At 70.5% G+C, this 20,492-nt stretch carries 16 protein-coding genes; 4 read left to right on the top strand and 12 right to left on the bottom strand.

Annotated elements, in window-relative coordinates:
- Positions 1-421: 421 nt before the first annotated feature.
- The 3 genes from KN815_RS31410 to thyX all read right to left on the bottom strand — a co-directional run bounded on the left by KN815_RS31410 (position 422) and on the right by thyX (position 4,070).
- Entirely contained in the window at positions 422-2,107 is a 1,686-nt protein-coding gene (locus KN815_RS31410; protein WP_216345254.1) for a ribonuclease J, read from the bottom strand.
- A 124-nt stretch (positions 2,108-2,231) separates the two neighbouring features.
- Positions 2,232-3,131: a 4-hydroxy-tetrahydrodipicolinate synthase gene (gene dapA, locus KN815_RS31405; RefSeq protein WP_216345253.1), complete on the bottom strand. Its 900-nt coding sequence runs from the start codon at positions 3,129-3,131 to the stop codon at positions 2,232-2,234.
- A 198-nt stretch (positions 3,132-3,329) separates the two neighbouring features.
- Positions 3,330-4,070, bottom strand: a complete 741-nt coding sequence (gene thyX, locus KN815_RS31400) for an FAD-dependent thymidylate synthase (RefSeq protein ID WP_216345252.1) — start codon at positions 4,068-4,070, stop codon at positions 3,330-3,332.
- Positions 4,071-4,247: 177 nt separating this feature from the next.
- Between thyX and KN815_RS31395 the strand changes: the two genes are divergently transcribed.
- Positions 4,248-4,490 carry a hypothetical protein gene (locus KN815_RS31395; protein WP_216345251.1) on the top strand — a complete coding sequence of 81 codons (243 nt, stop codon included), beginning with the start codon at positions 4,248-4,250 and terminating at the stop codon, positions 4,488-4,490.
- A 65-nt stretch (positions 4,491-4,555) separates the two neighbouring features.
- Positions 4,556-5,107: an SCO5741 family PH domain-containing membrane protein gene (locus tag KN815_RS31390; protein WP_216345250.1), complete on the top strand. Its 552-nt coding sequence runs from the start codon at positions 4,556-4,558 to the stop codon at positions 5,105-5,107.
- Between the two features lie 107 nt (positions 5,108-5,214).
- Here KN815_RS31390 and KN815_RS31385 read toward each other — a convergent pair whose 3' ends face one another.
- From KN815_RS31385 to rpsO, 5 genes are all read right to left on the bottom strand, one after another.
- Complete coding sequence (locus KN815_RS31385; protein ID WP_216345249.1) at positions 5,215-5,676, bottom strand: tetratricopeptide repeat protein; 462 nt, start codon at positions 5,674-5,676, stop codon at positions 5,215-5,217.
- 10 nt (positions 5,677-5,686) lie between these two features.
- Entirely contained in the window at positions 5,687-6,439 is a 753-nt protein-coding gene (dapB, locus tag KN815_RS31380; protein ID WP_216345248.1) for a 4-hydroxy-tetrahydrodipicolinate reductase, read from the bottom strand.
- Positions 6,440-6,478: 39 nt separating this feature from the next.
- A complete protein-coding gene (locus KN815_RS31375) occupies positions 6,479-7,858 on the bottom strand; it encodes a M16 family metallopeptidase (RefSeq protein WP_208522232.1) in 1,380 nt (459 codons plus the stop codon).
- Complete coding sequence (locus tag KN815_RS31370) at positions 7,855-10,110, bottom strand: polyribonucleotide nucleotidyltransferase (protein ID WP_216345247.1); 2,256 nt, start codon at positions 10,108-10,110, stop codon at positions 7,855-7,857. Before KN815_RS31370 ends, KN815_RS31375 begins: the two co-directional genes overlap by 4 nt.
- A 393-nt stretch (positions 10,111-10,503) precedes the next feature.
- Complete coding sequence (gene rpsO, locus KN815_RS31365) at positions 10,504-10,791, bottom strand: 30S ribosomal protein S15 (protein ID WP_020868053.1); 288 nt, start codon at positions 10,789-10,791, stop codon at positions 10,504-10,506.
- Positions 10,792-11,143: 352 nt separating this feature from the next.
- On the opposite strand from rpsO, the gene KN815_RS50875 reads away from it, so the two are divergent.
- Both KN815_RS50875 and KN815_RS31360 read left to right on the top strand, forming a co-directional pair.
- Positions 11,144-11,464, top strand: coding sequence for a transposase domain-containing protein (locus KN815_RS50875; RefSeq protein WP_253209352.1), 321 nt, complete (start codon positions 11,144-11,146; stop codon positions 11,462-11,464).
- Entirely contained in the window at positions 11,461-12,495 is a 1,035-nt protein-coding gene (locus KN815_RS31360; protein WP_301184668.1) for an IS4 family transposase, read from the top strand. Before KN815_RS50875 ends, KN815_RS31360 begins: the two co-directional genes overlap by 4 nt.
- Before the next feature lie 36 nt (positions 12,496-12,531).
- Here the strand turns inward: KN815_RS31360 and KN815_RS31355 are convergent, their stop codons facing one another.
- From KN815_RS31355 to KN815_RS31340, 4 genes are all read right to left on the bottom strand, one after another.
- Positions 12,532-14,589: a serine/threonine-protein kinase gene (locus KN815_RS31355; protein WP_216345246.1), complete on the bottom strand. Its 2,058-nt coding sequence runs from the start codon at positions 14,587-14,589 to the stop codon at positions 12,532-12,534.
- 82 nt (positions 14,590-14,671) lie between these two features.
- On the bottom strand, positions 14,672-16,861 hold the full coding sequence (locus tag KN815_RS31350) for a serine/threonine-protein kinase (protein ID WP_216345245.1): 2,190 nt from the start codon (positions 16,859-16,861) through the stop codon (positions 14,672-14,674).
- A gap of 11 nt (positions 16,862-16,872) precedes the next feature.
- Complete coding sequence (locus tag KN815_RS31345) at positions 16,873-18,996, bottom strand: outer membrane protein assembly factor BamB family protein (protein WP_216345244.1); 2,124 nt, start codon at positions 18,994-18,996, stop codon at positions 16,873-16,875.
- A 24-nt stretch (positions 18,997-19,020) separates the two neighbouring features.
- Positions 19,021-20,492: outer membrane protein assembly factor BamB family protein (locus KN815_RS31340; RefSeq protein ID WP_216345243.1), on the bottom strand; the 1,472-nt coding region annotated here is incomplete at its 5' end.

Below are 20,492 nucleotides of genomic sequence, written 5' to 3'. Positions count from 1 at the left end.
TTTTCCAAAGGAACCTCGTCCGAGATGGACGGGGTATCAACATATCTGGCGTTGACTTTTGGCACGCTGTTGAGTTCTCAAGGAACGGACGCTTCCTTCGAAACCGTTTCACCGGTCTCTCCGGGCGCTTCCCCTCGGTGTTTCCAACCTTACCAGATCCTTTTTCCGTTCCGTTTCCGGTCCGAATTCCGTTTCCGGTGGCCGTTGGAGGGCCTTCCCTTTCGGTGTCACCGACTTTATCAGAATTTCTCCGAGTCGATTTCCACCCCCGCCGGTGGGCTCCTCCGGTGACCGTTGAGTCCTCCGGGTTCCCCTCTGGCGGAGCCGTAAACGTACTGGAGCGGGGCTCCTCGATGCAAATCGAGGAGCCCCGCCACGTGTTCAGCGCCGGTGTGGTGCTGAGGAGGTGTCAGACCGGACGTCAGACCTCGACGACCACAGGAAGGATCATCGGGCGCCGTCGGTAGCTGTCGGAGACCCACTTACCGACCGCACGACGTGCCAACTGCTGGAGCTGATGCGCGTCCACGACCCCGTCGGATGCCGACTTCACCAGGGCGTCCTCGATCTTCGGGATGACCGCGGTGAAGGCCGAGTCCTCGATCCCGGAGCCCCTCGCGTGGATATGCGGACCACCCACGACCTTGCCGGTCGAACTGTCGACGACCACGAAGATCGAGATGATGCCCTCCTCGCCGAGGATGCGGCGGTCCTTGAGCGAGGACTCCGTGACATCGCCGACCGAGAGGCCGTCCACGTACACGTATCCCGCCTGCACCTTGCCGACGATCTTGGCGATGCCGTCGACAAGGTCGACCACGACACCGTCCTCGGCGATGACGCAACGGTTCTTCGGAACCCCGGTCAACGCGCCCAGCTCGGCGTTGGCGCGTAGATGGCGCCATTCGCCGTGCACCGGCATCAGGTTCTTGGGCTTGCAGATGTTGTAGAAGTACAGCAGCTCGCCGGCCGAGGCATGGCCGGAGACATGGACCTTGGCGTTGCCCTTGTGGACGACCGTGGCGCCCCATCGCGTCAACCCGTTGATGACCCGGTAGACCGCGTTCTCATTGCCGGGGATCAGCGACGAGGCCAGGATCACCGTGTCGCCCTGGACGATCCGGATCTGGTGATCGCGGTTGGCCATCCGGGACAGCGCGGCCATCGGCTCGCCCTGGGAGCCCGTGCAGACGAGCACCACCTCGTCGTCCGGCAGGTCGTCGAGGGTCTTCACATCCACCACGAGACCGGCCGGCACCCGCAGATAGCCGAGGTCGCGCGCGATGCCCATGTTGCGGACCATCGAGCGGCCGACGAAGGCGACCCTGCGTCCGTACTCATGCGCCGCGTCGAGGATTTGCTGGATGCGGTGCACATGGCTGGCGAAGCTGGCGACGATGATGCGCTTCTGCGCATTGCCGAAGACCTGGCGCAGTACGCCGGAGATATCGCGCTCGGGCGGTACGAACCCGGGGACCTCGGCGTTGGTGGAGTCCACCAGGAGCAGGTCGATGCCCTCCTCGCCGAGCTTGGCGAAGGCGGGCAGATCCGTGAGGCGGCCGTCCAGCGGCAACTGGTCCATCTTGAAGTCGCCGGTGTGCACGGCCATGCCGGCCGGGGTGCGGATGGCGACCGCGAGGGCGTCCGGGATGGAGTGGTTGACCGCGATGAACTCGCACTCGAAGGGGCCGATCCGCTCGCGGTGCCCCTCCTCGACCTCGAGGGTGTACGGACGGATCCGGTGCTCCTGGAGCTTCGCCTCGATCAGGGCGAGGGTCAGCTTGGAGCCGATCAGCGGGATGTCGGGCTTCTCGCGCAGCAGGAAGGGGACGCCGCCGATGTGGTCCTCGTGCCCATGGGTCAGGACGATGCCGTCGATGTCGTCGAGGCGGTCCCGGATGGATGTGAAGTCCGGCAGGATCAGGTCGACTCCGGGCTGCTCCTCCTCGGGGAAGAGCACCCCGCAGTCGACGATCAGCAGCCGGCCGCCGTACTCGAAGACCGTCATGTTCCGGCCGATCTCACCGAGGCCGCCGAGCGGGGTGACACGCAGGCCGCCCTCGGGGAGCTTCGGCGGAGGGCCAAGCTCGGGATGCGGATGACTCAAAAGACTCTCCTCACCACACGCGCCACATGCCCCCTGGGCACATGGCGCGCATGACATTCGTGCACTTGCTGATGTGTCTGTATGCAGTTGTGAAGTATGAAGGTGCGACCAATCGCCTCTTTGCTTAGAGCTGTACCCCGCCCGCGGCGAGATCGCGCTTTAGCTGTTCCGTTTCCTCGGCGGTCAGCTCGACCAAGGGCAGGCGCAGCGGCCCGGCGGGCTGGCCCTGAAGGGCGAGCGCGGCCTTGGACGTGATCACTCCCTGGGTGCGGAACATGCCGGTGAAGACCGGCAGCAGCTTCTGGTGGATCTCCGTTGCCTTCGCGACGTCGCCCGCGAGATGGGCCTCCAGCATCGCCCGCAGCTCGGGGCTGACCAGGTGGCCGACCACGGAGACGAAGCCGACCGCGCCGACCGACAGCAGCGGCAGGTTCAGCATGTCGTCGCCGGAGTACCAGGCGAGGCGCGAGCGGGCGATGGCCCAGCTTGCGCGTCCGAGGTCGCCCTTGGCGTCCTTGTTGGCGACGATGCGCGGATGCTCGGCGAGCCGGACGATGGTCTCGGTGCCGATCGGGACACCGCTGCGGCCCGGGATGTCGTAGAGCATGACCGGCAGGTCGGTGGCGTCGGCGATGGCGGTGAAGTGCCGGAGGAGACCCTCCTGCGGAGGCTTGCTGTAGTACGGCGTGACCGCCAGCAGCCCGTGGGCACCGGCCTGCTCGGCCGCGCGGGCGAGTTCGACGCTGTGCCGGGTGTCATTGGTACCGGCTCCGGCCACGATGTGGGCGCGGTCCCCGACCGCCTCCACCACAGCGCGTACGAGCTGGGCTTTCTCCGCATCGCTGGTGGTCGGGGACTCGCCGGTGGTGCCATTGAGGATCAGGCCGTCATTGCCTGCGTCCACCAGATGAACGGCGAGCCGCTGGGCGCCGTCGAGATCGAGCGCGCCGTCAGTGGTGAATGGCGTGACCATGGCGGTCAGCACCCGCCCGAAAGGGGTCTGCGATGTGGATGTCGGTGCCATGGGGCCCACGCTACTCGTAGCGCGCCCCACGGCGCTCGCTCGGGGCGGCGGACGGAGCGAAGAGATGGGACCCGGCACTGCCTGCTCGGGGGTTCAAGCAGTGCCGGGCCCGTTTGTTCAGCCTAGATGAACTTCTCGAAACGCCGCAATACGGACACTTCGCCCGGTGATCCGTCCGGGGAGCGGGCCCGGCCCGGGCTACGGGGCCACTCGGCCGTTGGCGTTGAAGGCCGCGTGGGTGAGCGGCATCAGCCCCGACCAGGCCGCCTCCATCTTCTCGCCCACCATCTCGATCTCCCGCTGCGGGAACGAGGGCACCGCGGCCTGCTCATGCTGGGTGCGCAGGCCGAGGAAGTGCATCAGCGAGCGGGCGTTGCAGGTCGCGTACATCGAGGAGAACAGGCCGACCGGGAGCACCGAGCGGGCCACCTCGCGGGCCACTCCGGCGGCCAGCATCTCCTGGTACGCCTCGTACGCATGGCGGTACGCGTCCTCCATCACCCGGCCGGTCAGCTCATGCTGCGCCGCGGTGCCCTCGACGAACTCGTACTTCCCCGGGCGGCCCTGCTGGACCAGCTTGCGCGCCTCCCCCGGCACGTAGAACACCGGCTCCAGTCGGCGGTAGCGACCGGACTCCTCGTTGTACGACCAGCCCACGCGGTGCCGCATGAACTCGCGGAAGACGAAGATCGGGGCGCTGATGAAGAAGGTCATCGAGTTGTGCTCGAACGGGCTGCCATGGCGGTCCCGCATCAGGAAGTTGATCAGCCCCTTGGAGCGCTCCGGGTCCTTGGTGATCTCCTCGAGGGACTGCTCGCCCGCGGTCGACACCCGCGCGGCCCACAGCACATCGGAGTCGGCGGCGCTGTGCTTGACCAGCTCGACGGTCACATCGCTGCGGAAGCCGGCCTTCTCGGTCTCGGCGGGGATCTCGGTCACGCGGGGTCCTTCCGTGGTGCATCGCTCGGGGCGGCGCCCAGCTTACGGGCCACCACCGACAGCCCCGCTCCGCCAAACTTTTTGACAGAAAGTGGACGGATCAGGGCACCCAATCGCCCATTCACGCGTCCTACACATTGAAGTACTCACGTTCGAGGTTCCAAGGAGAGCCCGCAGATGTTCCGCCGGCGAGAGCCCGTGCCGTTCGCCTTCGTCGCCGAAGCCGACCGTTTCCGCAGCAATGTCACCCCACCGCCCCGCCCCCGCGCCACACCGTCCCAGATAGCGGGGCGGACTCTGATCGGACTCACGATCGTCGCGGGGTTCATCGGCTCGCTGATGTTCGGGATGCCCGCCCTCGACAGCCAGTCGCATCCCACTCACCAGATCCAGCAGCCCGAGGCGTCCGACGGACGCTGACCGGCGCTGGGATAGCCTCACCCAGCACAGGCCCATCCGGACATGTGTGTGAGTGAGGACCTTCCGTGCCCCTGCCCTTCCTGACCGCCGACCGCGCCCACGATGACGACGCGGCGGCCGGAGCGGACCCGCTCGGCTACGAAGACCGGGACCGCTGGCGCCGTCCTTACCGACCGGGGCCCTGGAGGGTCGGGGGCGCCGCTCTGCTGCTTCTGCTCGCCTCGTACGTCCTCTTCTCCGCCATGATCATCGCGATGGCGGGATCGCTGCCCGCGGCGGGCATCTGCGCCGCCGTCGGGGCACTGATGATCGTGACAGCCGTAAGGCTGGTGCGCATCGGCGTCGAGGTGAGCGCCCAGGGGCTGCGCCGGATCGGCCTCCTCCGCGGCACCACCGTGCGCTGGCAGGACATCGCCGCGATACGCACGGTCCAGCAGCCGGTCCAGTGGCTGGGCCTGCCGCGGACCGTCCAGGGCCAGGCGGTGCTGCTGGAACCGGTGCGCGGCGGAGCGCCGGAGATCATGTTCACCACCCATGGCGCCGACTTCCTGGGCCATGCGGAGAGCTTCGAGCGGGCCGCCGACGCGATCGAGGGCTGGGCCGCCGCCCACCGCTGAGCCGTACCGCGGGCGCCCACCTCTGAGCCGTACCGCCGCGGGCGCCCACCTCTGAGCCGTACCGCGGGCGCCCAACCGCTGACGTACCGCCGCGGGCGGCCCCGGGGTCAGCCCCCGGCCGCCCGTACCGGCTTGCCGTCGTGCAGGGCGATGGCGCGCTGCATCGCCTTACGGGCGCGCGCGGTGTCCCGGGCGTCGTGGTACGCCACGGCGAGCCGGAACCAGGACCGCCAGTCGTCCGGCGACTGCTCCGTCTCGGCCCGGCGCTTGGCGAAGACGGCGTCCGCCGAGTCCCGGTCGATCCGCCCGCCGGGCGTCCGTACCAGCTCGTCGACCGGAAGGCCGCCCTCCGCCTCCAGTTCCCGGGCGAGCTGGTCCGCGCTCCGCGCGAACTGCGTGGTCTGCCACAGGAACCACACACCGATGAGCGGCATCACCAGCACCGCCAGACCGAAGGCGATCGTGACCGGGGTGCCCTCCCGGATCAGCAGCACCCCGCGGTCGCCGACCAGCACGAAGTAGACGACCAGGACGGCCGCGAGAACGAAATACGTGATCTTTGCGCGCACCGCTGTGCCCTCAGTCCAGATCCAGGAAGTGTTCCAGGCCGAAGGTCAGGCCGGGGGCGGTCACCACGCGGCGGACGCCGAGCAGGATGCCGGGCATGAAGCTGCTGTGGTGGGTGGAGTCATGGCGGATGGTGAGCGTCTCGCCCTCACCACCCAGCAGGACCTCCTGATGGGCGAGGAGCCCGCGCAGCCGCACCGAGTGCACCGGCACCCCGTCCACGTCGGCGCCCCGCGCGCCGTCGAGCGCCGTGGTGGTGGCGTCCGGCTGCGGGGCGCAGCCGGCCTCCCGCCGGGCCTCGGCGATGAGCTGGGCGGTGCGCGCGGCCGTGCCGGAGGGAGCGTCCACCTTGTTGGGGTGGTGCAGCTCGATGACCTCGACCGATTCGAAGAACCGGGCGGCCTGGCGGGCGAACCGCATGGTCAGCACGGCACCGATGGAGAAGTTCGGCGCGATGAGCACGCCGGTGGTCGGCGAGGCGTCGAGCCAGCCTTCCAGCCGCGCCAGGCGCTCGTCCGTCCAGCCGGTGGTGCCGACGACGCCGTGGATGCCATGGCGGACGCAGAACTCGAGGTTGTCCATCACCGACGCCGGTTCGGTCAGCTCGACCGCCACCTCGGCACCCGCCTCGACCAGCGTCTCGAGCCCGTCGCCCCGCCCCAGCGCGGCGACCAGCTCCAGGTCCTCGGCGGCCGCCACGGCTCGTACGGCCTCGGCGCCGATCCGGCCCTTGGCGCCGAGGACGGCCACACGCAGCTTGCTCATCGATCCTGTTTCCTTCGATCCGGGAGGCTTCGGCACGGGCTAGGCGACGGCCTCGTCCAGCCGGGCCGCCTGCTTGTCCTTCAGCGGGCCGATGACGGACAGCGAAGGACGCTGTCCCAGTACATCGCGCGCCACCTCGCGCACCTCGTCCGGGGTGACCGCCGCGATCCGCTCGAGCATGTCGTCCACCGACATCTGCTCGCCCCAGCACAGCTCGCTCTTGCCGATCCGGTTCATCAGCGCGCCGGTGTCCTCCAGGCCCAGCACGGTGGAGCCGGCGAGCTGGCCGACGGCGCGCCGCAGCTCCTCGTCGCTCAGGCCGTTCTCCGCGACCTGGGTGAGCTCGTCGCGGCAGATCTTGAGGACGTCGTGCACCTGGTTCGGCCGGCAGCCGGCATAGACGCCGAAGAGTCCGCAGTCGGCGAAGCTGGAGGTGTAGGAGTAGACGCTGTAGGCGAGCCCGCGCTTCTCCCGGACCTCCTGGAAGAGCCGGGAGCTCATACCGCCGCCGAGCGCGGTGTTGAGCACCCCGAGCGCCCAGCGGCGGTCGTCGGTGCGCGGGATGCCCGGCATGCCGAGAACGACATGGGCCTGCTCGGTCTTGCGGTTCAGCAGCCCGACCTTGCCCGCCGTACGGATCGCACGGATGCCGGAGCGCGGGGCGACCGGGACCGCGTCGGTGCGGGACAGGGCGCCCGCCCCGTCGAACGCCGCGTGCACCTGGCGTACGACGTCGTCGTGGTCCACATTGCCCGCGGCGGCGACGACCAGATGCGTCGGGTCGTAGTGCTTCCGGTAGAAGCGGGCGATCTGGTCGCGGCCCAGGGCGTTGACGGTGTCGACGGTGCCCAGGACCGGGCGGCCGAGCGGGGTGTCGCCGAGCATGGTGTGGGCGAACAGGTCGTGCACACAGTCGCCCGGGTCGTCCTCGGTCATCGCGATCTCTTCGAGGACGACACCGCGCTCCGCGTCCACGTCCGCCGCGCCGATCACCGAGCCGGTCAGCATGTCGCAGACGACATCGATGGCCAGCGGCAGATCGGTGTCGAGCACCCGCGCGTAGTAGCAGGTGTACTCCTTGGCGGTGAACGCGTTCATCTCGCCGCCGACCTCGTCGATGGCGGCGGAGATGTCCAGCGCGCTGCGCCGCCGGGTGCCCTTGAAGAGCAGATGTTCCAGATAGTGGGTGGCGCCGCCGAGTGTCGGGGTCTCGTCGCGCGAGCCGACATGCGCCCAGATGCCGAAGGTCGCCGAGCGCACGGACGGGAGGGTCTCGGTGACGACGCGCAAGCCCCCGGGGAGGGTCGTCCTGCGGACCGTGCCGATGCCGTTCTCGCCCTCGAGAAGCGTTTGGGTACGGGCGACGGCCCGCGCCTCCGAGGAGGTGCGGGCCGTCGTCTCGTCGTCGCGGGACGTCACTTGGTGGCTTCGTCCTTCGTCTGGGGCTGCGCTTCGGCGCTCGCCTCGTCCGCATCCGCGTCCGAGCCCGCTTCGTCCTCGAGGACCGGGATGAGGGAGAGCTTGCCGCGCTGGTCGATCTCGGCGATCTCGACCTGGACCTTGGCGCCGACCTTCAGCACGTCCTCGACGTTCTCCACGCGCTTGCCACCGGCCAGCTTGCGGATCTGCGAGATGTGCAGCAGGCCGTCCTTGCCCGGGAGCAGGGAGACGAAGGCACCGAAGGTGGTGGTCTTCACGACCGTGCCCAGGTAGCGCTCGCCGACCTCCGGCATGGTCGGGTTGGCGATGCCGTTGATGGTCGCGCGGGCGGCCTCGGCGGCCGGGCCGTCGGCGGCACCGATGTAGATGGTGCCGTCGTCCTCGATCGTGATGTCGGCGCCGGTGTCCTCCTGGATCTGGTTGATCATCTTGCCCTTGGGGCCGATGACCTCACCGATCTTGTCGACCGGGATCTTCACGGTGATGATCCGCGGCGCGTTGGGGGACATCTCGTCCGGGACGTCGATGGCCTCGTTCATCACATCGAGGATGTGCAGCCGGGCGTCGCGGGCCTGCTTGAGGGCCGCGGCCAGCACGGACGCCGGAATGCCGTCCAGCTTGGTGTCGAGCTGGAGCGCGGTGACGAACTGCTTGGTGCCGGCGACCTTGAAGTCCATGTCGCCGAACGCGTCCTCCGCACCGAGGATGTCGGTGAGGGTGACGTAGTGGGTCTCGCCGTCGATCTCCTGGGAGATCAGGCCCATGGCGATGCCCGCGACCGGGGCCTTCAGCGGCACACCGGCGTTGAGCAGCGACATCGTCGAGGCGCAGACCGACCCCATGGAGGTCGAGCCGTTGGAGCCGAGCGCCTCGGAGACCTGGCGGATGGCGTACGGGAACTCCTCGCGCGTCGGCAGCACCGGCAGCAGCGCGCGCTCGGCCAGGGCGCCGTGGCCGATCTCGCGGCGCTTGGGGGAGCCGACGCGGCCGGTCTCACCGGTGGAGTACGGCGGGAAGTTGTAGTTGTGCATGTAGCGCTTGCGCGTCTCGGGCGCGAGGGTGTCGAGCTGCTGCTCCATGCGGAGCATGTTCAGCGTGGTGACGCCCAGGATCTGGGTCTCGCCGCGCTCGAACAGCGCCGAGCCGTGGACCCGCGGAATCGCCTCGACCTCGGCGGCGAGCGTACGGATGTCCGTGACGCCGCGGCCGTCGATGCGCTTCTTCTCCTTGATGACGCGCTCGCGCACCAGGGTCTTGGTCAGCGCGCGGTACGCGGCGGAGATCTCCTTCTCGCGCCCCTCGAACTGCGGCAGCAGCTTCTCGGCGGCCAGGCCCTTGACCCGGTCCAGCTCGGTCTCGCGCTCCTGCTTGCCCGCGATGGTCAGCGCCTGGGCCAGCTCGTCGCGGACGGCGGCGGTCAGCGCCTCCAGGATGTCGTCCTGGAAGTCGAGGAAGATCGGGAACTCGGCGGTCGGCTTGGCGGCCTTGGCGGCGAGGTCCGCCTGCGCCTTGCACAGGACCTTGATGAAGGGCTTGGACGCCTCCAGGCCGGCGGCGACGATCTCCTCGGTGGGAGCCTCGGCGCCGTCCTTGACCAACTGGATGGTCTTGTCGGTGGCCTCGGCCTCGACCATCATGATCGCGACATCGCCGTCTTCCAGCACCCGGCCGGCGACGACCATGTCGAAGACGGCCTCCTCCAGCTCGGAGTGGGTCGGGAAGGCCACCCACTGGCCCTTGATCAGGGCGACGCGGGTACCGCCGATGGGGCCGGAGAAGGGCAGCCCGGCAAGCTGCGTGGAGCAGGAGGCGGCGTTGATCGCGACCACGTCGTAGAGGTGGTCGGGGTTGAGCGCCATGACCGTCTCGACGACCTGGATCTCGTTGCGCAGGCCCTTCTTGAAGGACGGGCGCAGCGGGCGGTCGATCAGACGGCAGGTGAGGATCGCGTCCTCGGAGGGGCGGCCCTCACGGCGGAAGAACGAGCCGGGGATGCGCCCCGCCGCGTACATCCGCTCCTCGACGTCCACCGTGAGCGGGAAGAAGTCGAGCTGGTCCTTGGGGTTCTTGGAAACGGTGGTGGCCGACAGCACCATGGTGTCGTCGTCCAGGTAGGCCACGGCCGAACCGGCGGCCTGACGGGCCAGGCGGCCCGTCTCGAAACGGATGGTGCGGGTGCCGAAGGTGCCGTTGTCGATGACAGCTTCGGCGTAGTGGGTCTCGTTCTCCACCAGGGAAATCTCCTCTTCTGCGTCCCTCGTCCGTGTGACGGGGGACGGTGGTGGAGCAGCGCCCCTGGCCTTGCGGGCCGGCGGCCGGGCCGGTCTTCGATCGAAGCCACCGGAATTGCCAGTTCCGGGAGCCACTACCGAGGACCGGCTCCTGTGGCGCCGGTGCGGCGGGAATGAGGCGCTCCTCCTCGTTCGTTATGGCGTTGTTGGGACCAGACTACAAAGCTTCGGCCGTCATCACGACGGCTGTGCTCTCCGGTCCCTACGGTACGTAGCGAGCACGCTACGCACCGGTGCGATGGCCGTACGGGTCACCTTTGGCTGAAACCGTACGACGCCGTGTACGGCAAAGGGAGCGGCCCCCATAGCGGGAACCGCTCCCTCCTTGGCGTCTTACTTGGCGCCCGCCGCACCCCGGCGGATGCCCAGGCGCTCGACCAGCGCACGGAAGCGCGTGATGTCCTTCTTCGCCAGGTACTGGAGCAGCCGGCGGCGCTGGCCGACCAGGAGCAGCAGACCACGGCGGGAGTGGTGGTCGTGCTTGTGGGTCTTGAGGTGCTCGGTGAGGTCGGAGATGCGGCGCGTGAGCAGCGCGACCTGGACCTCGGGGGAGCCGGTGTCGCCCTCCTTGGTGGCGAACTCGGTCATGATCTGCTTCTTGGTAGCGGCGTCGAGCGACACTCGGTACTCCTTGCTTTCGTATCAGCCGCCGAGTGCCCCTGGTCGTTGTCTCAGGGGATCTTCCGTGACTCGGGAGGCGGGGTCCGCTGGGCGCTGTCTCCCGAGACTCGGGGCCTCCGGGGACGCGTACGCAAACGGCCAGCACACAGAGTACCAGCGTCTTGGCGGGGGGTGGGCGGGGGCTCTTGGCGGGGGGTGGGCGGGGGCGCTGGTGGGGTGGGGGCAGCAGTACTGGTACCAACGCCGTTCAGTTAGGCGTGGGGGTGTTTGTCAAGGCTGGTAGGCAGAGCAGCGGAGCTGCCGTAGAAGAAGTCTGTCACTCCAAGACATCCTCACCACGGGAGCTCCGCTGTTGGAACAGGCTGCCATAGCGCGGACGGTCGGGGTAGCGAACGGTGTGTTCGCGCCGGGTCATATCGGCGAGCTGAGCCGGGTCGTGCCGTTCGAGATGGTCGATGAGGTGCTGGCGGCGACCAGGGCGGTGCAGCGGCGGGTCCGGCTGGTGCCGGCGCGTGTCGCGGTGTATCTGCTGTTGGCCGGGGCGTTGTTCGCCGAGCTGGGGTATCGGCAGGTCTTTGACCGGCTGTGCGCCGGTCTGGCGGCCTGGCGCCCGCCAGACCGAGCGGCAGCGCGTTGCGACAGGCCCGCCGGCGACTGGGGGCGGCGCCCATGAGGGCGCTGTTCGACCTGATGCGCGGCCCGGTGGCCACGACCGCGACCGCCACGCGCTGGCGCGGGCTGCTGGTGGCCACGGTCGACGGCACGCTGCTGCCGGTGCCGGACACCCCGGCGAACCTCACGGTGTTCGCCAAGCAGCGGTGCAACAACGGGGCCGGGGGCTATCCGCAAATCCGGCTGGCGGCGCTGGTGGCCTGCGGGACCCGGGCGGTGATCGGGGCGGTGTTCGGCCCGGCCACCACCGGCGAGCTGGAGTACACGGGCCGGCCGGCGGGTGATCTGCGCGCCGGGATGCTGCTGCTGGGTGACCGGAACTTCGCCGCCGCCGATCTGCTGAACCGCTTCGCGGCCACCGGCGCACACCTGCTGGTGCGGTGCAAGGCCGGTCGGAGGCTGCCACCAGTGGCCCGCTGCGGCGACGGCTCGTTCCTGGCCCGGGTGGGCGCGCTGACCGTGCGGGTCATCGACGCCGAGATCAGCATCGTCACTTCTGCCGGTGCCCGCACTGGTCGCTACCGGCTGCTGACCACTCTCACCGATCCGTCGGCGCGCCCGGCCGCCGAACTCATCCGGCTCTACCACGAACGCTGGGAGATCGAGACGGCCTACGCGGAGCTGAAATCCACGGTCCTGGGCGGCCGGGTCCTGCGCGCCCGCACCCCCGCTGGGACCGAGCAGGAGGTCTGGGCCCTGCTGGTCGCCTACCAGGCGCTGCGGACCGCGATGACGGATGCCACCGACAGCGTCCCGGGCACCGACCCGGACCGGGCGGGTTTCACCATCGCACTGTCCGCGGCCCGCGACCAGATCATCCTGGCCGCCGGCGTCATCGCCGACACCGTTATCGACCTGGTCGGAGTCATCGGCCGCCACGTGCTGGCCCAGCTCCTGCCACAGCGGCGGGTCCGCACAAAAGACCGCATCGTCAAACGGACGATCTCCAAGTACAACGCACGCGGACCCGCCATCGACCGCACCACCTACAAGGCCACCATCAGCATCAACATGCTCACAACCGACCCTTGACACCACCCAGCCAGCCCTAACTGAACGGCGTTGGGGCTAGAAGACGGGCATGGCGGTCAGGGTGCCGGACTCCAGTGCGAACACGCGGTTCCCGGCTGCCGCGAGCCGCCAGCCTCCCTCGGCCCCCGGGGCGTACGGCCAAGCGACGCTTCCGCTGCGAACATCGACCGCCACCACTCCCTGGTCCCCGCGCATGTCGACGGCCGCCCACACAGTGCCACCCTCGGCGACTGGGGCGTCAAGGGGACGGTCGTCGGCCGCGAACGGCAGCGTCCACATCTCCGCCCCGTCATCCGCCCGCCGCGCCGAGAGGTCGCTTCCGTCCACGGCGTACACAACGCCCTTCCGAACGGCCGGCGCGCTCCAACCACTCCCGCCCTGCCCGGCGCGGGCCCACTTCTCCTCACCGCTCACCAAGGCGAGTGCCCTCAGGCTCTTCCCGCCGAGGTACGCGACGCCGTCCGCGACGACAGGGGCGAGTGCGGTGGTGGGCCCCTGCTCGTGCGGGCCCCAGGCGGTCCTGCCCGTGCGGGTGTCGAGAGCGGCCACACTGCCGTCCGAATCATGGATGACCAGGCGGCCCTCGGCGACCGCCGCTTCGGCCGGTGCCTTGGCGGACGTCCTTACGGGCGCCGGGACCGTCCACAGTGTGCTGTGCGAGGTGAGGTCTACGGCGCGGATCCCACCGCCGCGTGTGGCGACGTACGCCGCGCTCTCGTCGGCACCGAGCAGCACCGCCGCGTCGGCACCCTGCGCCGACCACCGCTTTCTGCCGTCCTTGGTGTCCAGCGCGAGCAGCGCCCCCTCGGTGTCAGCCGTAAGGATGACGTCGTCGGATGCGGCGAGCATGCGGGTGGTGGTGGCGGCAGTTCGTTCGGAGGTCCACCGCCGCTCCCCCCTCCGCACGTCGTACGCGCGCAGAGCACCGCTCGGGGTGGCGACGACCACGAGGTCGTGGACGGGCAGCGGAGCGGGCAGGTCGGTGTCGGACGTCTCTGCGACACGGACCGGACCCCACAGCGGCTGCGGGGCCGTTCCTTCGTCATAGCGCGACAGCGGCTCGGCTTCCCAGGGCCGCCCACCGGCCTCCGCCTCATCGCCGCGCAGCAGCCACCACGCGACGCCTCCACCACCCGCCGCGAGCACGGTGCCGCCCGCGGCAATAGTGCCGATGAGCCGCCGCCGGGAGGGACCCGTACGGTCGCCGGGCAGGGCGGCCATGCGCCGGACATCCGCCTCGCGCCGTGCGATGTCCTGCGCGAGCGGTCCGCTCTTCCAGGCGCGGTCCGCGCCCCGGGGCGGCGCCAGCGCCCGGCCGAGCCAGTCGAGACCGGGGCGGCCCCGGGGATCCTTGGACAGACAGGGCTCGACCAGAGGCCGCAGCGCGCCGGGCACCGAGCCCAGCTCCGGGTCACCGTGCACCACCTGGTACTGCACGGCGGCCACATGGCCGCCCTCGTACACCGGCCGTCCGCCCGCCGCGTAGGCGAGGACCACCCCGAGGGAGAACACATCACCCGCGGGGCCGGTCCGCTGCCCCAGGACCTGCTCGGGCGCGGCGTAGCCGGGGGTGGCGACGGTCTGACCCGTGGTGGTCAGGGTCAGCCCGTGCTCGGGCCGGGCGATCCCGAAGTCGATGATCCTCGGGCCGCGGGAGGTCAGCACGATGTTGGACGGTTTGAGGTCGCGGTGCACCAGCCCGGCACCTTGGATGTCGTGGAGCGTGCGGACGAGCGCGGCTCCCAACGCCCTTACGGCGGGCTCCTCCAGGGCGCCGTACCGCTCGACGGCCTGGTCGAGCGTGGGCCCGGCGAGGAACTCCGTGGCGATCCACAGCCGTCCGCCCTCGGTCTGCGCCGCGAGCACCCGCGCCACGCCGTCGCCCCGCACGGCCTGGGCCGCGTGCGCCTCACGCACGAAACGCTGGGCCATGTGGGGGTCGTGCGCCACTTCGGGTCGCAGTACCTTCACGGCGGCCGTCCGGCCCTGCCCGTCCCGCCCGAGGTAGACCTGGCCCATGCCGCCCGCACCCAGAACGCCGATGAGGCGGTACGGGCCCAGGCGCAGCGGATCGCCGGTGCCGAGGGGTTTCATGACGAAGGGTCTCCTGGTCGATGGGGGCTGGTCGGGATCAACGAGGCCGCGGGCCGGCCGGCCGGACGGACCGAGTGCCAGGTCATTCCAGCGGGATGGCGCATACGGTCTTGCCACTGGTGATGACGACCAGGCCCGCGCGGCGGTGCGCCCGCAGCACGGAGGCGGATACGCCGTCCTTGTCACCGGAAGGGCCCTGGAAGGTCCACGCCGTGCGATGGGTGCGGAGGTCGACAGCCCTGGCCCATCGGTCCTTCTCCGGCGAGCCGTAGAAGTACTTCTCGCCCACGACCGGGGTGGATTCATAGGCTTCGGAGGCGGTCGTCTGGTCCGCTGCCGCCCTCTCCTGCCACAGCAGCCGCCCGCTCTTCGCGTCCAGGGCGATGAGGCCGTTCCTCCGCTCGACGCTGTAGACCACACCGTCCTTGACGACCGGCGGCCCGTAGTGCTCCATGCTCGGGTCGTAGCCCTCCGCGGATGTCCGTTCGGCGCCGAACCGCCATGCGGCCGCGCCGTCGGCGGTGCGCAGTGCGAGAAGCTCCCGCCCACCGGTGAACAGGTGGTCTTCGGTGAGGGCGAAGCACCGGTCCAGGGCGATCACCGCGTCCGATCCGAGCGGAATCCGCTTCGACCAGCGCTGGTCCCCGTCGCGCGGGTCGATGGAGATGGCCTCCTCCCCCGAGAAGCGCAGGAGTGAGGCACCGGCGGGTACCGCGGCGATGGGGTCGCTGGTAGCCGAGGCGATGGCTCGGCTCCACAGCCGTTTCCCGGTGCGCAGACTGATGGCGAGCCGCTTCTCGCCACCTTTCGCGTATCCCTCGGCGAACAAGGTGCCGTCCATCACGGCGAGAAGTTTCGGTTCGAGGCCCAAGGAGCCGGTGCGAGCGATCGGGGTTTGGAGGTTGCCCGTCTCGAGGTTGACGGGAGCGATCGTGGTGGCGCCGCCCCGGTCGTCCGCCTCACAGGCGAGGAGCCGGTCCCCGTCGATGACGACGGGGACGGTCCGGTCGCTCTCGCCCCGCTTTTCGCCCGTCTTCGCGTCAACGCAGAGGAACCCGTTGTCGTGGACGATCACGACATGGTCGCCGACAATCAGGGACTTGACGTCCGTGGCCGCCCCGGGGACCGATATCTTCCACGCCAGACGTGGTCCCGCACCGGCAGGGCGCCTGGTGGAGCGGGGCGTCGCGGCCGTACCGCCCTCGGACCCGTCCGGCCCGAACCAGGCCCAAGCCCCGGCCGCCCCGCCGACCACAAGCGCACCGCCGCCCACCGCCGCGATCAGCTTCCGCCGGGAGAGTGCGGCTCCCACCCGCCGCGGCCCCGCGGTTTCGGTACGGGGCTCTGCCCGGGGAGCCGGGAGCCTGCCGGGCTGGACCTCCCATACGGCCGTACAGCGCCGGGCGATCTCCGCGAGGACCGGGGCCGGCAGATGGTCCGCGAACCGCCGCAGGTCACCGACGTGATCGGTACCCGCGCGGAGCCGCTCTCCCAGCTCCAGCGTGCCGGGCCGCGCTCCGGGATTCTTGGCGAGACACAGCTCCAGCGTCGCCCTCAGCCCCTCCGGCACCCCGGACAGGTCGGGCTCGGCGTACCGCACCCGGTAGAGCAGATCCGCGGGCTGTCCGCTGCCGAAGGGCGGGCGGCCGGTGGCCGCGAAGACCAGCACACCAGCGAGGGCGAACACATCGCCCGCGGAGGCGTGTTCACCACCGGCCACCTGTTCCGGCGACATATAGGCGGGCGTTCCGGCCGCCGCGCCCGTACGCGTCAGCCGGTCGTCGCCCGCCGCACGGGCGATGCCGAAGTCGATGACCTTGGGGCCGAGGGCGGTCAGCAGGATGTTGGAGGGTTTGAGGTCGCGGTGGACCACATCGGACCGGTGGAGTTGAGCGAGTGCGTCGCACAGGGCGGCTCCCAGCGCCCTTACGGCCCCTTCGGGCAGGGCGCCACAGAGCGCGACCGCGTCGTCCAGCGGCGGGCCGAGGACGTACTCGGTGGCGAGCCAGGGGGTCGGGGCAAGGGGATCGGCGTCGATGACCTGTGCGCCGTACTGTCCGCCGATGACGCGTGCCGCGTCGGTCTCCAGTTGGAACCGGGCCCGGAATTCGGCCTGCCCGGCGTACTGGGTATGCACGGTCTTGAGGGCGACCATCCGTCCCCTGGGCGAGCGGCCGAGATAGACGGTGCCCATTCCGCCGCCGCCGAGCCGGGCGAGAAGAGTGTACGAACCGAGGGCTTGCGGATCGTCGTGGGTGAGAGGAGAGACCATCGGTATCCGTATCAGTCCACTGGCAATGCGTAGAGGATGGTGCCGTTCAGAACGAGGACGATTCCGGGTGCGACGCCCACGACCTGGCCCGGGACCGCGGCTTGTTGGCCGCTTCCGGCGAGCGCCGACCGCCACCGCAGCGAACCGTCCGCCGCGTCCAGGGCCTCGATCTCCGCATCGGTCACCTGGAAGACCGTGGCGCCCGAGTGGCTGATCGCGGTGTCGCCCCTCGTCCACGAGGACTGCAGGGGAGCGGCACTTCCGTGCCGCCAACGCGGCCTGCCGCTGCGCGCATCGACCGCATAGGTGGTGGCGCGGGAATCGGTGGCGTAGACCGACCGCCCCTGAGCGGCCGGAGTGCCGGACACCCTGCCCTTGGTCGCGGTCCGCCAGCGTTCTTCGCCGCCGGCGATGTGGTACGCCCTCAGCACATGGTCGTCGCAGGAGACCAGGAGATCTCCCGGAGCCACCAGACGCTGCTTGGCGCTCTCGTCCTTCATCCCGGGGAACTTTCGGGTCCACAACTTCCGGCCGCTACGGCGGTCGAGTGCCAGGTACGAGGAGGCGTCCTCGTCGGCGTCGTCCCTCTGACTCGGCAGCAACAGCATGGTGCCGAGCCACAGCGCGGTGGTCGTGCCGTCTCCCCGATAGGGAGCGGGAAGCGGCGTGCGCCATATCTCCTTGCGCCGCACGGAGTCGTAGCAGACCACCGCATGGTCCCCGCTCTCCGCTCCCCCACTGCCATACCTTCTGGTCAGGAACCAGCAGATGTCCCCGACGGCCCCGAGGAATTGGTAGATCGCCGGGCCGTCCACTCCGTCGTACCGCCGCTCCACCCCCTTGATACGGCCCGTGGCGAGCGAGACAACGGAAAAGGCCGAGGTGTCCGGAGAGACGAATGTCCCGTTGTCGAGCAATGTGAGGGCGGACATGGGATAGAGATCGTCGCGCGACCAGATCTTCTTGCCGGTTCGGAGATTCAGCGCGGTCACGGCGTCGGTGCTCGAGACAAGGGCGGTCCTGCCGCGCCAGAGCAGCGGTGTCTGCTGTGGCTCGCTCCCGATGTCGTGGCGCCACAGCGGAGCGGGCGCGATGCCTCGCCGGTCGGACGCGCGGGATCCCGCACCCTCGCCGACCGCCCGCCAACCGGCCACTCCGCCCGCCCCGAGCGCGAGGCCGACCGCTCCACAGAGGCCACCGACGACCAGGGCGCGCCGGGAACGACCCGGCGGCGCGGTGGCAGCCTTCTCCTCGACGGGCGCGGGGGGCCTCACGGGGACCTCTGCCGGATACGCGGCGGCCTGCCTGGCAAGGGCCGTCGCCACGGTGTCGGGCAGACGGCCGACCGCTTCGGAGGCCGATGCCGCCCGGAGCTCGCGGGCCAGCGCGTCCGGCCGGGGCCGCTGCCCGGGCTCTTGGGCGAGACAGGCCGCGAGCAGCTCTCTCAGCGCTTCCGGCAGTGCCGCGCGCGTCTGCTCGGCCACGTCCGGGCGGCCTGTCGCGGCGTAGCAGAGCACGGCGCCCAGTGCGTAGACGTCCCCGGCCGGGCTGGGCCGTTCACCCGCTCGCTGTTCCGGCGGCAGGCTGAAGGCGTCGACCCGGAGCGGCGCGCCGTGGTCCGGGCCGTGCGGCGTCGCCGCTCGCACCAGTCCGTATCCGGTCAGCCGGGGCCCGTCGGCCATGAGGAGCGTGGCCTGTGGCGATATCCCGGCGTGCACGAGGCCGCTGGCGTGCCAGTGCGCGAGGGCGTGAGCGAGGACGGCGCCGAGCGCGCGCACCGTGGGTTCGGGAAGGGGGCCGCCGCAGGCAGCCAGCGCGGCGGGAAGCGGCAGGGCGGGGAAGCAGGCATACGCGGCCCAGGGGAGATCCGCGTCGGGCCCGGCGACATCGATCACGGGAGCCGCCCAAGGCCCGGTCAGACGCCGGGAGTTCTCGGCCTCCGACCGGAACCGCACCCGGTATCCGGAGTCGTCGGAGAGGGTTTTGTGCGGCAGCATCAGCACGGCCGTGCGGCCGGTGCGCTCGTCCCGGACGATACGCCGGCGCGCGTCGTCGGCGTGCCCACCGGCGTCCAGCGTGCCGATGACGCGGTACGGGCCGAGCCGGGTCGGTTCGGCCTCTCGCTGCGGTTCCATTCACTCCTCCCCTGGCGCCCTGGCTCAGCTCAACGGCAAGGCGTAGACGCTTCTCCCGCTGACGACGACGGCCAGGTCGTCCGTTACGGCCACCCTGCGCCGCGCCACGACGGACCCCTTGTCCGCCGCGGCGCCGAGGTCCATGAAGCGCCACCGCAGCGCGCCGTCCTCCGCGTCGAAGGCGTCGACTTCCACGTCATTCGCCGTGAGCACCGTGCGCCCGGACGGATCCACCGCCGTGTCGGGTGTGCGGGCCCCGGACAGCGTCTTCATCGCGAAGGCGTAGGTGCGCTGCCATCGCACCTCTCCAGTGGTCGTGGAGAGAGCGTGGACCGCGTAGCCCCCGTCGGTGGCGTACACGACGTCGTCGTGCACGACCGGAGCACCGAAGTCAGCGGTATGCCCGGATCCGGCCTCGCCCTTGGCCCGCACACTCCACGCGGGGCCGCCACCGTGCGCCAGGCCGTATCCGCGCAGGGTGGTGCTGACAGCGGCGATGAGAGTGCTGCGGCCGTCGGTGGCAACCGGTCGTCCGCCGGTCACGCCCTCGTACGACCTCTTCCACCGCCGCGTCCCTCGCTCCCGGTCGAATGCCTGGAACGTGTCGCCCCGCACGACGAGGGCGTCCCGCGTCAGATACCCCTCGTCGAAGCCGCCGGGCAGAGGACTGCGCCAGAGTTCCTTCCGCCCGGTCAGGTCGTAGGCGATCACGACACCGTCGTCGGCTGAGCCGCTCCCCTGGCCGCCCGCCGCGAGCCAGACGGTCCCGCCTTCGGCCGCCAGCAGTGCGGCGTACGGGGTGCGGCCACCCCGCCGGAAGCTCTTCGGCCGCCACTGGACGTCGCCGGTACCGGCGGACAGGGCGGCGAGTCCGTCGTCGCCCGGGACCAGGATCGAATCCTTACCGACGGGCAGAAGCCGTCCCTTGGGCCGGACTTGGTCCTGCGCCCAGAGTCGCTTGCCCGTATGGAGGTCGACTCCGATGACGGCCGTATCGTTCGCGACGACGGCTACCTTGCCCGCCCAGATGAGCGGGGGGTGTGCCGGTGGCCCGCCGGTCAGGTCATGGCGCCACAACGGGGTGGGCGGAGCGCCGGCGAGCCGACGGCGGGAGTGGCCGGCCGCTGCCAGTCGCTCAGCGGTGGTGGGCGGCGGAGGCTCCTCGTCAGTCGCCAGCCACGTCGCACCGCCGCCGAGCGCAATACCGGCCGTGCCACCGACCGCCCCGATGAGCAGGGTTCGCCTGGACCGGCGTGCGGCGTCCTGCCGAGACGGACTCCTGGCAGCGGTCACGCCGCCGGACAGACGGGTCGGCGCATGCGCCCTCAGGGCCGGTGCCCCCTCCTCGATCGGCGCGTCCGCCGCCGGCTCGACCTCCGCCGCCAGCATCGCCGCGGACTGCTCGGCCAGCGCGACGACCACCGGTGCCGGCAGCCAGCCGGGGCTCAGCAACGCCGCCGCCCCGCGGGTGCCCCCGTCCAGCGCGGTCGAACCGG

The sequence above is a fragment of the Streptomyces niphimycinicus genome, assembly GCF_018883605.1.
GTDB lineage: Bacteria > Actinomycetota > Actinomycetes > Streptomycetales > Streptomycetaceae > Streptomyces > Streptomyces niphimycinicus.
This window is presented reverse-complemented; position numbering and strand designations above follow the sequence as displayed.

Excerpts from the sequence above, each read along its gene's own strand:
- KN815_RS31355 (WP_216345246.1), bottom strand. The coding sequence starts at position 14,589 with ATGAAACCCCTCGGCACCGGCGATCCGCTGCGCCTGGGCCCGTACCGC.
- KN815_RS31395 (WP_216345251.1), top strand. The coding sequence starts at position 4,248 with ATGTTCCGCCGGCGAGAGCCCGTGCCGTTCGCCTTCGTCGCCGAAGCC.
- KN815_RS31350 (WP_216345245.1), bottom strand. The coding sequence starts at position 16,861 with ATGGTCTCTCCTCTCACCCACGACGATCCGCAAGCCCTCGGTTCGTAC.
- dapB (WP_216345248.1), bottom strand. The coding sequence starts at position 6,439 with ATGAGCAAGCTGCGTGTGGCCGTCCTCGGCGCCAAGGGCCGGATCGGC.
- dapA (WP_216345253.1), bottom strand. The coding sequence starts at position 3,131 with ATGGCACCGACATCCACATCGCAGACCCCTTTCGGGCGGGTGCTGACC.
- KN815_RS31345 (WP_216345244.1), bottom strand. The coding sequence starts at position 18,996 with ATGGAACCGCAGCGAGAGGCCGAACCGACCCGGCTCGGCCCGTACCGC.
- KN815_RS31360 (WP_301184668.1), top strand. The coding sequence starts at position 11,461 with ATGAGGGCGCTGTTCGACCTGATGCGCGGCCCGGTGGCCACGACCGCG.